Genomic DNA, 14319 nt, shown 5'->3' on the forward strand with positions numbered 1-14319 from the left:
CGGGCCGGTCAGCCGGCGGGGTCGCGTGCGAACGCGCGAAGCGCCCCCGGCGCCACCACGGTGATCCGCCGGCGGCCCGTCCGGACCAGGCCCGCGCGGCGCAGCACCGCGAGCGCGCGGGCGACGGTCTCGCGCGAGGCGTCCATCCAGCTGCCCAGCTCCTCCTGCGACAGCGGCGGGCCGATGTCCACCGAACCGTCCGCCGACGGCGGCGCGTACGCCGCCGACAGCTCCGCCAGATGCGCCAGCAGCATCGCCAGCCGCCGCGCGCCCTGCGCCGACACGTTCGCCCGCACCCGCCGGTCCGCGTCGTCCAGCCGCCGCACGAACGTGCCGCTCACCAGCCGCCAGACGCCCGGATGCGCGTCCAGGAAGGCGGTGAAGCGGCCGGCGGGGACGACCAGCCCGCGGACGGGGGTGAGCGCGGTGACGGTCGCCGAACGGTGCCGGCTGCCGAGCACCGCGCTCTCGCAGACCAGGTCGCCCGGGCCGCGCACGGCCAGCACCACCTCGTGGCCGTCCGGCGTCGTGGACGTCACCTTCGCCCAGCCCGACCGGATGACGATGATGTGGTCGGAGTCCTCGCCCTGGTAGCAGAGGGGCGCCCGCGCCGGGTAGTTGCGCGGCCGGGCCGCCGCCTCCAGCGCGGCGCGCTGGGCGCGGTCGAGCTCGGTCCAGAAGCCGTCGCCGCCGGGCGCGGCGGGAGCGGCGAGGCCGCCGAGGGGCGGTGTCCTGGTGTTCACGGGGTGCCGGCTTTCCGAGCCCCGCGGGGCTCACGGGTCGGGACGGACGGGCGCGCGCCGGTGCGCGCCGCCTGGTGAACCGGTACCCGCGGCAGATGGGGGGAGTGGGGCGGTGAGGCCCAGTGCCGCGGATACCGGTCCGCTCGTGCGGCCGCCGCGGCCGGACCCGGTGCCCGGTCGACGGCCGTCATCGCCCGTCCCGCGGCGGCGTGCGTGCTCTCCGCATGTCCCTAGGAGAACCCCTCATTGATCCACATGCTGCGCGCGCGGGCGCACCGCGTCTGCGTCATCTGACACTTTCGCGGAAAATTGCAGCCCGGCGATTCCCCGCGCCGCGGGATCGGTGCGGCCTCCGCGTCCCTGCGGGAGCGGCGGGCTAGCGGGAGAGGGCGTTCAGCAGGCGGTTCACGGGGCCGGAGAGGTTCCAGGCGTCGGCGAGCCCCACCAGGGCCTCGGCGTCCCGCGGCTCGGCGGGCAGCCGGTCGTCCAGCTTCGCCAGCTCCGGCGCGTCGATGTCGGTGACGACCCGGACCACGGTCTCGGCGGACGCCAGGTACTCCCGCGCCGCCTCCATCCGCTTGCGGGCGCCCGCCGGGAACCCGTCGGTGATCCCCGCGTCCAGCGCCGCCAGGATGCCGTCGACCGACCCGAACCGGGTGACCAGCGCGGCGGCGGTCTTGTCGCCGACGCCCGGCACGCCCGGCAGGCCGTCGCTCGGGTCGCCGCGCAGCGTCGCGTAGTCGCCGTAGCCGCGGCCGGGGATGCCGTACTTGGCCGCGACCTCCGCCTCGCCCATCACCTGCAGGTTCCGGATGCCGCGCGCGGTGTACAGCACCGACACCGGGCCGGTGTCGTCGACGAGCTGGAACAGGTCGCGGTCGCCGGTGACGATGTCGACCGGGCCGTCCGCCGCGCCGCGCACGGCGAGGGTGCCGATGACGTCGTCGGCCTCGTAGCCGGGGACGCCGGCGCGGGCCAGCCCGAACGCGTCCAGCACCGCGTCGATGACGGGGAGCTGCGCCTCGAGCGCGTCGGGGGTCTGGTCGCCGCCGTCCTCGGCGACCCGGTGCGCCTTGTAGGACGGCAGCGCCTCGACCCGGAACGCCGGCCGCCAGTCGGCGTCCATGCAGCAGACGAGGCGGTCGGGGGAGCGGTCCTGGACGAGCCGGGCGATCATGTCGATCAGTCCGCGCACGGCGTTCACCGGCGTGCCGTCCGGCGCCGTCACCGACTCGGGCACCCCGTAGAAGGCGCGGAAGTACAACGACGGCGTGTCCAGCAGCATCAGCCCGCTCATGGCCTCATGCTCCCACGCGCCCCCGACATCCCGGCGGCGCCACGGCAGGCCGCCCGGCCGCGCCGCCCGGCCGGCCGGGCGGCGCGGCTCAGGCGACCTGGACGGCGAGCACGCACGTGTCGTCGTCGGGGTTGGCGGCGCCGAGCGAGCGCAGCACGTGGTCGATGACGGCGTCGGGCCCGGCGCCCGGCCGCTCCGCCGCGGCGGCGAGCAGCATCCGGAACCCGTCGGCGAGGTCCCGGTCGCGGCGCTCGACGAGCCCGTCGGTGTAGAACAGCAGCAGGTCGCCGCGGTGCAGCCGGGTGATGACCGGCTCCAGGTCCGGGGCCTCGTGCGCGCCGAGCAGCACGCCCTCGGGGGCCTCCAGCAGCGCGGCGGCGCCGTCGCGGACCAGCAGCGGCGGCGGGTGGCCGGCCCGCGCCCAGGTTAGGACGCGGGACCCGGGCTCGTAGCGGGCGGCGACGGCGCTCGCGGTCAGCGGCCGGTCCCGCCCGCGCGCGGGATCGTCGAGCGGCGTCCGGTTCAGCAGCATCCGGTTCAGAGCCGCCAGCAGCCGGTCGGGTGGCGCACCGGTGCAGGCCAGGCCGCTGAGCGCGTTGCGGGCGCGCGCCATCCCGGCCGCGGCGGGCGGCCCGTGCCCGGCCACGTCGCCGATCGCGAGGAAGACCTCGCCGCCGGACAGCGGGGTCGCCTCGTACCAGTCGCCGCCGACCCGCGTCGCGGCGCAGGCGGGCAGGTAGCGGACGGCGGCGCGCAGCCCCGGCAGGTCGCGGGGGCCGCGGGGGAGGGGCAGCAGCGCGCGCTGCAGTTCGACGGCGGTGCGCCGCTCCTCGGCGGCGCGGCGGCGCTGCCGCATCAGCTGGAGCCGGGTGACCGCCGGCAGGTCGTCGCACCGGCCGTGCGAGGCGTCCTGGAAGACGGCCCGCAGCGCGACCGGTTCGCCGCGGGCGTCCAGGACCGGTTCGGCGGTCGCGCGCAGGTGCCGGACGGCGCCCCCGGCGCGGACGCGGAACTCCACGTCGGCGGGCTCGCGGCGGCGGAGCAGGGCGCGCGCGAAGTGCTCGGCGTGCCGCAGGTCGGCGGTGACGACGTGCTCGGCGAGCCGGTCCAGGGCCACCGGCCCGGCGGCGGGGTCCCGTCCGAACAGCTCGTACAGCCCGGCGGACCAGCGGGCCTCGCCGGTGGCCAGGTCCCAGCGGCCCCAGCCGAGGCCGCCGAGCCGCTCGACGAGCGCGAGCCCCCCGGCGGGATCGGCGTCGTCCTCCGGGCCGGCGGGATCGCCGCGCGGCGCGGCGCGCGGGAGCGGCACGTCGCCGTGGTCCGGGGTCCGGCCGGACGCCGGCGCGGCCCGGAGCCGGGCTCGGGCCGGTGCGTCCGGCGCCAGGCCGAGCAGCAGCGCGGCGGCCGTCTCCGGCTCGACCCCGGCGCCGGCGGCGAGCTCCAGCAGCCGGTCGTAGGCGGTCTCCACGTCGCAGCCGAACCGCTCCGCCAGCACGCCCTTCGCCTGCTCGACGGCGGCCTGCGGGACGATGGCCCGCTCGACGGCGGCGGTGACGCGGGGCGCCGACGTATCCTCGCGGCCTGCGGTGTCTCGGGTGCGCCGCATCGGCTCAGCCGCGGCGCGACGGAGCGGGCGGGCCGGGGCGGCGGCCCGGCGGCGCTGTTGGGATCCTGGTGCGGTATCCGAGGCGGTGCGAACTGTGTCGGAGCACGGACAGAATGTAACAGGAGCAGGTCACAGGGAAGGAGGAAGCGGTGATCCGCGGCGCGGCCCACGCCCGGCGGCGGGGCGGCCCGGCACCGCGACCGGTATGGAGACGGATGTGACAACGGAGTTGTATCCGCGCGAGCGGCTGGGGCGGGTGCGCGAGGCGACCGCGAAGGCGGGCCTCGGCGCGGTCCTGCTGACGCCCGGCCCGGACCTGCGCTACGTCACCGGCTACGACGCCAAGCAGCTCGAGCGGCTCACCTGCCTGGTGGTCCCGGCGGACGGCGAGGCGTTCCTGGTCGTGCCGCGGCTGGAGCTGCCGGCGGCGCAGGAGTCGCCCGCCGGCTCGCTCGGCGTGGAACTGGTCCCGTGGGACGAGACCGACGACCCGTACGCGCTGGTCGCCCGCCGCCTGCCCGGCGGCCTCGCCTCGGTGGGCGTGGCCGACCGGATGTGGGCGGTGATGGCGCTGCGGTTCCGCGCCGCGATCCCGGGCGCCGAGCAGGTCGCGGCGGGGGGCGTACTGCGGGAGCTGCGGATGCGCAAGAGCGCGGCCGAGGTCGCCGCGCTGCGGGAGGCCGGCGCGGCGATCGACCGGGTGCACCGGCGCGTGCCGGAGTTCCTGCGCGCCGGACGGACGGAGCGGGAGGTCGGCCGCGACATCGCCGACGCGATCATCGCGGAGGGACACGAGGCCGTCGACTTCGTCATCGTCGGGTCGGGCCCGAACGGCGCGAACCCGCACGCGGAGCTGTCGGACCGGGTGATCCGGGCGGGCGAGCCGGTGGTCGTCGACATCGGCGGGACGATGCCGAGCGGCTACTGCTCGGACTCCACCCGGAACTACTGCGTGGGCGAGCCGCCCGCCGACTACGCCGCCTACTTCGCGGTGCTGGAGGAGGCGCAGCGGCTGTCCCGCGAGGCGGTCCGGCCGGGCGTGACGCCGGAGGCGGTGGACGCGGCGGCCCGCGACGTCATCGCGGCGGCGGGGCACGGCGAGCACTTCTTCCACCGCACCGGGCACGGCATCGGGCTGGAGTCGCACGAGGACCCCTACATCGTCGCGGGCAATCGCGAGCCGCTGGAGCCGGGAATGGCGTTCTCGATCGAGCCGGGCATCTACCCGGGCCCGCACGGCGCGCGCATCGAGGACATCGTCGTGTGCACCGAGAACGGTCACGAGCCGATGAACGTGACGGAGCGGGGTCTGGTGGTCGTCGGCTGAACCTCCGGTGCCCCGGGGCCTCCGGGGCGTGAGGGCGCGAAGGCGCGGGTGGTTTTCGCCCGCGCCTTCTGCTTGTTTTCGGTTGGCGGAAAATGACCCGGAAACGGGTCGGTAACGATCTCTGTACTAAATGCGCCAGCCGGTGCCGCGCGTATTGCGGTCCGGCCGTCCCGCCCTGTACCACCTTGTTTCGAGTTACGCCGGGGTAGCGCTTGTCAAGCAGAGGAGACGCCGTGGCAGAGGTCGACCTGACCAGCGTCGGGAAGGTCTATCCCGACGGGACGCGGGCCGTGACCGACCTGAACCTCAGCATCGCCGACGGGGAGTTCCTGGTGCTGGTCGGACCGTCAGGCTGCGGCAAGACCACCGCCCTGCGCATGGTCGCTGGCCTGGAGGACATCTCCGAGGGCACCGTCACGATCGGCGGCCGCGTCGTCAACCGGGTCCCCGCCCGGGACCGCGACGTCGCCATGGTCTTCCAGAGCTACGCGCTCTACCCGCACCTGTCGGTGCGCGACAACATCGGGTTCGGGCTGTCGCTGCGCAAGCTGCCCAAGGCCGAGATCCGCGAGAAGGTCGACCGCGCCGCGGAGATCCTCGGCCTGACCGACCACCTGGACCGCAAGCCGCGGAACCTGTCGGGCGGCCAGCGCCAGCGGGTGGCGATGGGCCGCGCGATCGTCCGCGAGCCGCAGGCGTTCCTGATGGACGAGCCGCTGTCCAACCTCGACGCCAAGCTGCGCGTCCAGATGCGCGCGGAGATCGCCCGCATCCAGCGCGACCTCGGCGTCACCACGATCTACGTCACGCACGACCAGACCGAGGCGATGACGCTCGGCGACCGGGTCGCGGTGATGAAGAAGGGCCAGCTCCAGCAGGTGGCACCGCCGCAGGAGCTGTACGACCGGCCGGCGAACCTGTTCGTCGCCGGCTTCATCGGCTCACCCGCCATGAACCTGCTGCACGGCGCGCTGTCCGGGGACGCGGCGAACCCGCGCCTGGAGATCGGCGGCCAGACCCTGACGCTGCCGGCCGGGGTGCTGCACGAGCGCCCCGCCCTCGCGTCCTACCTCGGGCGCGACGTCGTCGTCGGCATCCGTCCCGAGGACATGGAGGACTCCGAGCTCGTGGAGGCGCCCGAGGGGTCCGGGCTGACCTCCACCGCCGACCTCGTGGAGGCGATGGGCTCGGACGTGCTGGTCCATTTCGCGGTCGAGGCCGCCCAGGTCGTCACCGAGGACACCAAGGAGCTCGCCCGCGACGCGGGGACCGACGTGCTGGGGCACATGGAGAGGCCCCGCACGGACCTGGTCGCGCGGTTCAGCCCCCGCACCCGCGTGAAGGTCGGCGACCCGGTGACGATCCGCGTCGACACCGGGCGCCTGCACTTCTTCGATATCGAGTCCGGCGCGTCGATCTGGGGATCGGACGCGGCCGGTTCGCTCAGGAAGGATGAGGGATGAGGGTCAGCAGAGGGATGGGCCGACGGACGGTGGGCGCCGCCGTCGCGGCGGGACTGCTGCTGTCGGCCGCGGCCGCGTGCGGCGGTGGCGACGACGACAAGGGGAGCGGCTCGAAGACCTCGGCCGGGGGGACGGAGCTGAAGGGCGTCACCGTCTCGGTGGCCGCCAAGTGGACCGGGACGGAGGAGACCAACTTCCGCAAGGTCCTGCAGGCGTTCGAGAAGCAGACGGGCGCGACCGTCCAGTACGCCTCGACCGGCGAGAACACCGACGCCTACCTCGGGCCGAAACTGGCGGCGCACAACCCGCCGGACGTGGCGATCCTGCCGCAGCCGGGCCTGATGCAGCAGTACGCCGCCAAGGGCCAGCTGAAGCCGCTGGCCGACGACGTGGTGTCGGAGGTGTCGCAGAACTTCTCGCCGTACTGGAAGGACCTCGGCTCCTACCAGGGCAAGACCTACGGCGTGATCGCCAAGGCGGCCTACAAGTCGATCATCTGGTACCGGCCGCAGGCGTTCTCCGACGCGGGCGTCCAGCCCCCGGCGGCCTGGGCCGACCTGGTGAAGGACGCCGGCACGCTGCAGGACTCGGGCACCACCCCGTTCACGCTGGCCGCCGGCCCGCAGGACTCCTGGACGCTGACCGACTGGTTCGAGAACGTCTACCTCTCGCAGGCCGGCCCGGACAACTACGACAAGCTGGCCAAGCACGAGATCAAGTGGACCGACCCGACGGTCGCCAAGGCGCTGCAGACGCTCGCCGAGATCTGGGGCAAGCCGCAGTTCCTCAACGGCGGCGTCGCCACCGCGACCAAGACCAAGTTCGACGAGTCGATCACGCAGGTCTTCGGCCAGAACAAGGCCGCGATGGCCTACGGCGGCGACTTCGCCGCGGCCAACATCGGCACCACCAAGGCCAAGGTCGGCACCGACGCGAAGGTGTTCGCGTTCCCGAAGGCCGGCGACACCGCCCCGGCGGTCATCGGCGGTGACGTCGCGGTCGCGATGAAGGACGGCAAGGGCGCGCAGGCGCTGATGAAGTTCCTCGCCTCCCCGGACGCCGGCAAGGTCTGGGCCGGGCTCGGCGGCTACCTGACGCCGAACAAGTCCGTCCCGCCGGACGCGTACTCCGACCCGATCGCCAAGCAGCTGATCCAGCAGATGCAGCAGGCCGGCGACGCCGCCCGTTACGACATGTCCGACCTCGCGCCCGCCGCGTTCGGCGCGACGCCGGGCGCCGGCGAGTGGGAGGCGCTGCGCCAGTTCGTGAGCAAGCCGACCGACGTCAAGGGGACGCAGGCCAAGCTGGAGGCCGCGGCCGCCAAGGCGTTCAAGTAGGGGAGCGGACGACCCCGGATGAAGCCTTCGAATGAGGGGGTGCCGCCGGCCGCAACGGCCGGCGGCGCCGCCGCCGTCACCGGCCCGGCCGCACCGGGACGCGGGCGCGGCGCGCGCGAGCGGCTGACGCCGCCGTCGTGGCTGGCGCTGCTGTTCCTGCTGCCCGCGCTGCTGCTGCTCGGCTTCCTTGTCGTGTACCCGATCGTCTACTCGGTGATCCGCAGCTTCTTCGACGCCTCGGGCGGCTCGTTCGTCGGCTTCGACAACTACACCGGGGTGTTCCAGGGGCACGACGACCTCGTCGCGGTGCGCAACACCGTGGTGTGGGTGGTGGTCGCGCCCACGCTCGTCACGATCGTCGGGCTGTTCTTCGCCGTCCTCACCGAGCGGATCCGGTGGGCGACGGCGTTCAAGCTCGTCGTGTTCATGCCGATGGCGATCTCGTTCCTCGCCTCCGGCGTCATCTTCCGGCTGGTGTACCAGCAGGACCCCGACCAGGGGGTGGCGAACGCGGCGCTCGTCGCGATCCACGACACCTTCAAGTCTGGCACCGCCTATCCGGGCGCGGGCCCGCGCACCGGCGGCGACCAGCTCGTCCACGAGCAGGGCGGCGCGGTGGTCGGGTCCACGCCGGTGGCGGCGGGGCAGACCGCGCTGCTGCCCCTGGTGAGGGTCAAGCCCGAGTACCTGCCGAAGGACGCGAAGCCGGCCGCGCAGCCGCCGGCGGCGAAGGCCGGGCAGGTGACCGGGACCGTCTGGTTCGACTTCACCAAGGGCGGCGGCGGCGAGCTGAACAAGCCGAACGCCGGCGAGTCCGGGCTGCCCGGCATCAAGGTGGAGGCGGTCCGCGGCGGGAAGGTCGTCGCCACGGCGACCACCGGCAAGGACGGCGCGTTCACGCTGAAGAAGGTGCCGTCGGGCGCGGTCACGCTGCGGCTGCCGAAGAGCAACTTCACCGCCTCCTACGGCGGCGCCGAATGGCTCGGCAGCACGCTGATCACGCCGGCGATCATCGGGTCGTACCTGTGGGTGTGGTCCGGGTTCGCGATGGTGCTGATCGCCGCGGGCCTGGCCGCGATCCCGCGCGACGCGCTGGAGGCGGCCCGGGTGGACGGCGCGACCGAGTGGCAGGTGTTCCGGCGGGTGACGATCCCGCTGCTGGCGCCGGTGCTGATGGTCGTGCTCGTCACGCTCGTCATCAACGTGCTGAAGGTCTTCGACCTGGTGTTCATCATCGGCGGCGGCGATCCGAACGCCAACGTGCTGGCGCTGGAGATGTGGACCAAGTCGTTCGGCGGCGGCAACGACCCCGGCTCCGGCAGCGCGATCGCGGTGCTGCTGTTCCTGCTGGTGATGCCCGCCATGCTGTTCAACATCCGGCGACTGCGGCAGGAGCGGAAATGAGCACCGCGGACGGCACTGACGTCACCCCCGACGGCGCGCCGGACGGCGACGGCGGCACCGAGACCGTCACCGGCGGCACCGGCGCCGGCGCCGCGCCGGAGAAGGACCGCGCCGCGAACGGCGCCGCCGCGAACGGGGCGGCGGGCGCGCCGCGCCGGAGCGTCGCGTCCCGCCTGGTGGGCCGCGCCGGCGGCACCGTCGTGCAGGCGATGCTGGTGCTGGTCGCGCTGTTCTGGCTGGTGCCGACGTTCGGGCTGTTCGTGGAGTCGCTGCGCTCCACCGAGGACAACAACGCCGGCGGCTGGTGGAAGATCTTCTCCCACCCGTCCCAGATCACGACGAGCGCCTACAGCTCGCTGCTGGACAAGCCCGACTTCGTCGACTCGTTCTGGAACACCGTGCTCATCACGGTGCCCGCGACGGTGCTGGTCGTCGCGATCGCCTCGCTCGCGGCGTACGCGTTCGCATGGCTGGAGTTCCCCGGCCGCGACTGGCTGTTCCTGATCGTCGTCGCGCTGCTGGTGGTGCCGGTCCAGGTCGCGCTGCTGCCGGTCGCGAAGCTGTACGGGAACATCGACGTCGGCGGGTTCAAGATGTACGGCTCGATCACCGGCGTGGTGCTGTTCCACGTCGCGTTCGGCCTGCCGTTCGCGATCTTCCTGCTGCGCAACTTCTTCGCCGCGATCCCCCGGGACCTGCTGGAGGCGGCCCGGATGGACGGCGGCTCGGAGTGGACGATCTTCCGGCGGGTGATCTTCCCGCTGGGCGGCCCGGCGATCGCGTCGCTCGGCATCTTCCAGTTCCTGTGGGTGTGGAACGACCTGCTGGTCGCGCTGGTGTTCGCCAACACCGGAGCGCAGCCGATGACCAAGTGGCTGCAGTCGCAGATGCGGCAGTTCACTGGCAACATCGACATCCTCGCGCCCGGCGCGTTCCTGTCGCTGCTGGTGCCGCTGGCCGTGTTCTTCGCCTTCCAGCGCTACTTCGTCCAGGGCGTCCTCGCCGGTTCGGTCAAGTAGCGGACGCGCTCCGCCCGGCGCGGGCGCCGGGCGGAGCGCGAAGACGAGAAGGCCCGTGCGGGGGATCGCCCCGCACGGGCCTTCGCGTCACCGCGGGCGGCCCCGGCCCGAGGCCGGGGCCGCCGGGATCAGTCGACGGCCTTCGTCAGGTTCGGCGCGGCGGCGGTCGCGGCGCCCGGGTGGCCGATCGCGAGGCCGCTGGCCGGGTCGAAGAAGTGCAGCCGCTTGGTGTCCACGGCCAGGTCGATGTCCTGCCCGGGCCGCACGTGCGAGCGGGAGTTGACGCGGGCCGTCCACAGCGCCTTGTTGTCCACCAGCGGGATCGCCATGTCGGCGTCGCCCTCGGCGGCGTCCTCGGCGAGGTCGGCGGTGTCCTTGTGCTCGACCGGCGGGGCGTCGATGGTGAAGATGACGTTGATCTCGCTGCCGAGCTCCTCGGTGACGCTGCTCTTCACCGACATCGGCGCCCAGTCGGAATTGGCGTGCGCGGCGTCCTCGAAGTCGGACGGGCGGACGCCGAGGATCACCTCGCGGCCGATGTAGTCGCGCAGCGCGGGACGGTCGTTGAGGAGCGCGTCCGGCACCGGCAGCGAGAACCCGGCGAAGGAGATCTGCGCGCCGCCGTCGCCGCTGTCGAGCCGGGCCGTGACGAAGTTCATCGCGGGCGAGCCGATGAAGCCGGCGACGAACATGTTGACCGGGTTGTCGAACAGCCGCTGCGGGGTGTCGACCTGCTGGAGCTTGCCCTCGCGCAGCACGCACACCCGCGAGCCGAGGGTCATCGCCTCGATCTGGTCGTGGGTGACGTACACGGTGGTGACGCCGAGCCGCTCGTGCAGCTGGCTGAGCGAGGCCCGCATGGACACGCGGAGCTTGGCGTCGAGGTTGGACAGCGGCTCGTCCATCAGGAACGCCTGCGGCTCGCGGACGATCGCGCGGCCCATCGCGACGCGCTGGCGCTGGCCGCCGGACAGGGCGGCGGGCTTGCGGGACAGGAACTGCTCGAGGCCGAGCATCTTCGCCGCCTCGTGCACCTTCTGCTTGATCTCCGACTTCGGCGTGCCGCGCAGCTTCAGGCCGAACGCCAGGTTCTGCTCGACCGTCATGTGCGGGTAGAGCGCGTAGTTCTGGAACACCATCGCGATGTCGCGGTCCTTGGGCGCCAGGTCGTTGACGACCTGGCCGCCGATGGAGATCTTGCCGCCGCTGATCTCCTCCAGGCCGGCGATCATCCGCAGCGCGGTCGACTTGCCGCAGCCGGAGGGGCCGACCAGCACCATGAACTCGCCGTCCCGGATCGTCAGGTCCAGGCCGTCCACCGCCTTGACGCCGCCCGAGTAGATCTTGTCCACCTGGTCCAGCTTGATCTCGGCCATCCCGCCCCCTTTGGAAACGTTTCCCGTCCACCCCTGCTCAGCAGGGCTTTCTCTCAATGGCTGGAGTAAACAACATGGAATCGTTTCCATGGGAGAGTTGATCAGGATAAGATCGCAGATCTGCGGATATGGGGAGGCGAGGCGGGCGGTGGGGGACGGACGATCGGCGACGATCAAGGACGTGGCGGCGGCGGCGGGCGTCGGCATCGCCACGGTGTCGCGGGTGTTCTCCGGCGGGTCGGTCAGCGCGGCGACCCGCGAGCGGGTGCTGGCCGCGGCCGCCGAGCTGGACTACCGGCCGAGCGCCCTCGGCCGCGGCCTCAAGCTGCGCCGCAGCGGCGGCATCGGCCTCGTGCTGCCCGGCGTCACCGACCCCTTCCACGCCGAGCTGGTCGCCGGCGTGCTGGCCAGCGCCCGCACGCTCGGCGGGCACGTGATCGTGGAGGCGTCGGAGGGCGACCCCGCGCAGGAGGCCGAGATCGTCGACCGGCTCGTCGAGCAGCGGGTGGACGGGATCATCGCGCTGCCCGCCGGGGACGAGGCCGACTGGCGCGCCGCCGTCCGGGTGTGCTCCAGCGTGGTGTTCGCCGACCGGGTGCTGCCCGGGCTGCCGGAGATCCCCGCGGTGCTCGCCGACGACGCCGGCGGCGTCCGGTCCCTGGTGGAGTACCTGGCCGGGCTCGGGCACCGGCGGATCGCCTTCCTCGGCGGCGCCGCGCCCGGAGAGCGTCCCGGGGTGCGGGAGCGCGCGTTCCGCGACGCGCTGGCCCGGCTCGGCGTCCCGCTGGAGGAGGACCTGGTCGTCGCGGCGCGGCCCGCGCGGGACGCCGCGTACGCCGCCGCGGCCGGGCTGCTGCAGCGCCGCGCGGACGTGACCGCGGTGCTCGCGGCCGGGCACCTGCTCGGCGAGGCCGCCGTGCTGGTGGCCCGGGAGCTGGACCTGCGCGTGCCCGCCGACGTGTCGATCGCGATGGTCGACGACGTGGCGTGGGCGGAGCTGTGCGATCCGCCGCTGACGGCGGTGGCGCGGCCGGGCCGCGACATCGGCCACCGCGCCTGCGAGCTGCTGCTCCGCGACCAGGCCCGGCGCGGCCGGGGCGGGCCGCTGCTGCTGCCGACCGAACTGGTGGTGCGGGGGAGCTGCGGGGCGCTGCGCGGCTCCCGGCGCTGACCCCCGCCAGGGGTCCGCGTCCGGTCGAGGACGGGCGATTAGAGCTGATCTGTGATCTGCCGGGGTCACGTCCACCGCCCCGGCACGCTAGATTTCCCGCGTGGAGGAGATCGATCGTCAGATCATGGCGCTGCTGGCCGACGACGGGCGGATGAGTTTCACCGATCTGGCCAAGCGGACGGGCCTGTCGGTGTCGGCGGTGCACCAGCGGGTGCGGCGGCTGCAGAAGCGCGGCGCCATCCGGGGCTTCACCGCCCAGCTCGACAACGAGCAGATCGGGCTGCCCCTCACCGCGTTCGTGTCGATCAAGCCGATCGACCCGGCGGCGCCCGACGACGCGCCCGACCGGCTGACCCACCTGGAGGCGATCGAGGCCTGCCACTCGGTCGCGGGCGACGAGAGCTACATCCTGAAGGTCCGGGTGGCGTCCCCCAACGAGCTGGAGGAGCTGCTTCAGCAGATCCGGGCGGCGGCCAACGTCGCCACCCGGACCACCGTCGTCCTCAGCACCCCGTGGGAGGGGCGCCGCCCGGCGCTGTGAGGACGTGCGCGGGCGGCCGCCCGGTGCGGCGGCGCGCGCTCACGAACGCGGGGCGAACGCCTCCAGCGCCTCGCGGGCCAGGTACATCGAGTCCCACGGGTCGGCGTCCGGCCCGGTCAGCTCCGGGTCGAAGTTGAGGTCGACGAACAGCTCGGTCACGCCCTGCTCCTCCAGCGCGGCGAAGTCGGCGATGATCTGCTCGTAGGTGCCGGTGAGCGGGCGGCGGTCGCCCTCGGGCGGCGCGGCCTCCTCGGTGCGGACCCGCACCGCGCCCCGGCAGACGAACCGCAGCGCCGCCGAGTCGCGGCCGGCCTTGTCCGCGGCGTCCCGGACGATCTCGATCGAGCGGCCGATCGCGGCCAGGTCGGCGCGGCTGGAGCTGACCCAGCCGGCGGCGAGCCGCCCGGCCCGGCGCAGCGCGCCCTCCGAGGCGCCGCCGAGCAGGATCGGCGGCTCCGGCTCCTGCAGCGGCCGGGGGTCCATGGTGACGGGCGGGATGTCGTAGAACTCGCCGTGGAACTCGCTGACCTCGCCGGGCTCGCCCTTCCACATCGCGCGCAGCGCGGCGAGGAACTCCTCGGCGCGGGCGCCGCGCCGGTCCATCGACGCGCCGACCGCGGCGAACTCCTCCGGCATCCAGCCGTTGCCGAGCCCGAGGTCGAGCCGGCCGCCGGTGACGTGGTCCAGGGTGATCGCCTGCTTGGCGAGCATGGCGGGGGAGTAGAACGGCATGTTCGCCACGGCGACGCCCAGCCGGACCCGGCCGGTGTAGCCCGCGAGGTAGGCCAGCGTGACCAGCGGGTCGGGGACGTTGCGGTAGGTGTGGTCGGCCGAGCCGGCCGGGTTGACGACGCGCTGGAGCGTCCACAGGGAGTGGTAGCCGAGCTCCTCGGCCCGCTGCGCGATCAGCACCTGGTTGGCCGGGGTGGACCACGCCCCCGCCACCGGTACTGCGAACCCGATCTGCACGGCGCTCCTCCTCCTCGTCGGACCGCACCTTACAGCGTCAAGGGCGGAGCCCGGTGCGGTGTGGCC

The 14319-nt window shown here is 73.8% G+C and carries 12 protein-coding genes; 7 read left to right on the forward strand and 5 right to left on the reverse strand.

Going from position 1 to position 14319, the window contains the following annotated elements:
• Positions 1–8: 8 nt before the first annotated feature.
• The 3 genes from J4557_RS24890 to J4557_RS24900 all read right to left on the reverse strand — a co-directional run bounded on the left by J4557_RS24890 (position 9) and on the right by J4557_RS24900 (position 3646).
• Positions 9–743, reverse strand: a complete 735-nt coding sequence (locus J4557_RS24890; RefSeq protein WP_208269154.1) for a Crp/Fnr family transcriptional regulator — start codon at positions 741–743, stop codon at positions 9–11.
• 376 nt (positions 744–1119) lie between these two features.
• Positions 1120–2040 carry a 5'-3' exonuclease gene (locus J4557_RS24895; protein ID WP_208269155.1) on the reverse strand — a complete coding sequence of 307 codons (921 nt, stop codon included), beginning with the start codon at positions 2038–2040 and terminating at the stop codon, positions 1120–1122.
• 88 nt (positions 2041–2128) lie between these two features.
• Positions 2129–3646: a SpoIIE family protein phosphatase gene (locus J4557_RS24900; RefSeq protein WP_208269156.1), complete on the reverse strand. Its 1518-nt coding sequence runs from the start codon at positions 3644–3646 to the stop codon at positions 2129–2131.
• A gap of 217 nt (positions 3647–3863) precedes the next feature.
• On the opposite strand from J4557_RS24900, the gene J4557_RS24905 reads away from it, so the two are divergent.
• The 5 genes from J4557_RS24905 to J4557_RS24925 all read left to right on the forward strand — a co-directional run bounded on the left by J4557_RS24905 (position 3864) and on the right by J4557_RS24925 (position 10196).
• Positions 3864–4973 (forward strand): M24 family metallopeptidase, encoded by a 1110-nt coding sequence (locus tag J4557_RS24905; protein WP_307800184.1) that lies wholly within the window; start codon positions 3864–3866, stop codon positions 4971–4973.
• Positions 4974–5206: 233 nt separating this feature from the next.
• Positions 5207–6436, forward strand: a complete 1230-nt coding sequence (locus J4557_RS24910) for an ABC transporter ATP-binding protein (RefSeq protein WP_208269158.1) — start codon at positions 5207–5209, stop codon at positions 6434–6436.
• Complete coding sequence (locus J4557_RS24915) at positions 6433–7773, forward strand: ABC transporter substrate-binding protein (RefSeq protein ID WP_208269159.1); 1341 nt, start codon at positions 6433–6435, stop codon at positions 7771–7773. The genes J4557_RS24910 and J4557_RS24915 overlap by 4 nt, the downstream gene beginning before the upstream one ends.
• An 18-nt stretch (positions 7774–7791) precedes the next feature.
• Positions 7792–9177: a carbohydrate ABC transporter permease gene (locus tag J4557_RS24920; protein ID WP_208269160.1), complete on the forward strand. Its 1386-nt coding sequence runs from the start codon at positions 7792–7794 to the stop codon at positions 9175–9177.
• Positions 9174–10196, forward strand: a complete 1023-nt coding sequence (locus tag J4557_RS24925; RefSeq protein WP_208269161.1) for a carbohydrate ABC transporter permease — start codon at positions 9174–9176, stop codon at positions 10194–10196. Before J4557_RS24920 ends, J4557_RS24925 begins: the two co-directional genes overlap by 4 nt.
• Before the next feature lie 128 nt (positions 10197–10324).
• Here J4557_RS24925 and J4557_RS24930 read toward each other — a convergent pair whose 3' ends face one another.
• On the reverse strand, positions 10325–11572 hold the full coding sequence (locus J4557_RS24930) for an ABC transporter ATP-binding protein (RefSeq protein ID WP_208269162.1): 1248 nt from the start codon (positions 11570–11572) through the stop codon (positions 10325–10327).
• Positions 11573–11720: 148 nt separating this feature from the next.
• Between J4557_RS24930 and J4557_RS24935 the strand changes: the two genes are divergently transcribed.
• Positions 11721–12743: a LacI family DNA-binding transcriptional regulator gene (locus J4557_RS24935; RefSeq protein ID WP_307800186.1), complete on the forward strand. Its 1023-nt coding sequence runs from the start codon at positions 11721–11723 to the stop codon at positions 12741–12743.
• Positions 12744–12843: 100 nt separating this feature from the next.
• On the forward strand, positions 12844–13284 hold the full coding sequence (locus tag J4557_RS51725; RefSeq protein WP_208269164.1) for an Lrp/AsnC family transcriptional regulator: 441 nt from the start codon (positions 12844–12846) through the stop codon (positions 13282–13284).
• Positions 13285–13323: 39 nt separating this feature from the next.
• Here the strand turns inward: J4557_RS51725 and J4557_RS24945 are convergent, their stop codons facing one another.
• A complete protein-coding gene (locus J4557_RS24945; protein WP_208269165.1) occupies positions 13324–14253 on the reverse strand; it encodes a TIGR03619 family F420-dependent LLM class oxidoreductase in 930 nt (309 codons plus the stop codon).
• Positions 14254–14319: the final 66 nt, after the last annotated feature.

It is taken from the genome of Actinomadura nitritigenes (assembly GCF_017573545.1).
GTDB lineage: Bacteria > Actinomycetota > Actinomycetes > Streptosporangiales > Streptosporangiaceae > Spirillospora > Spirillospora nitritigenes.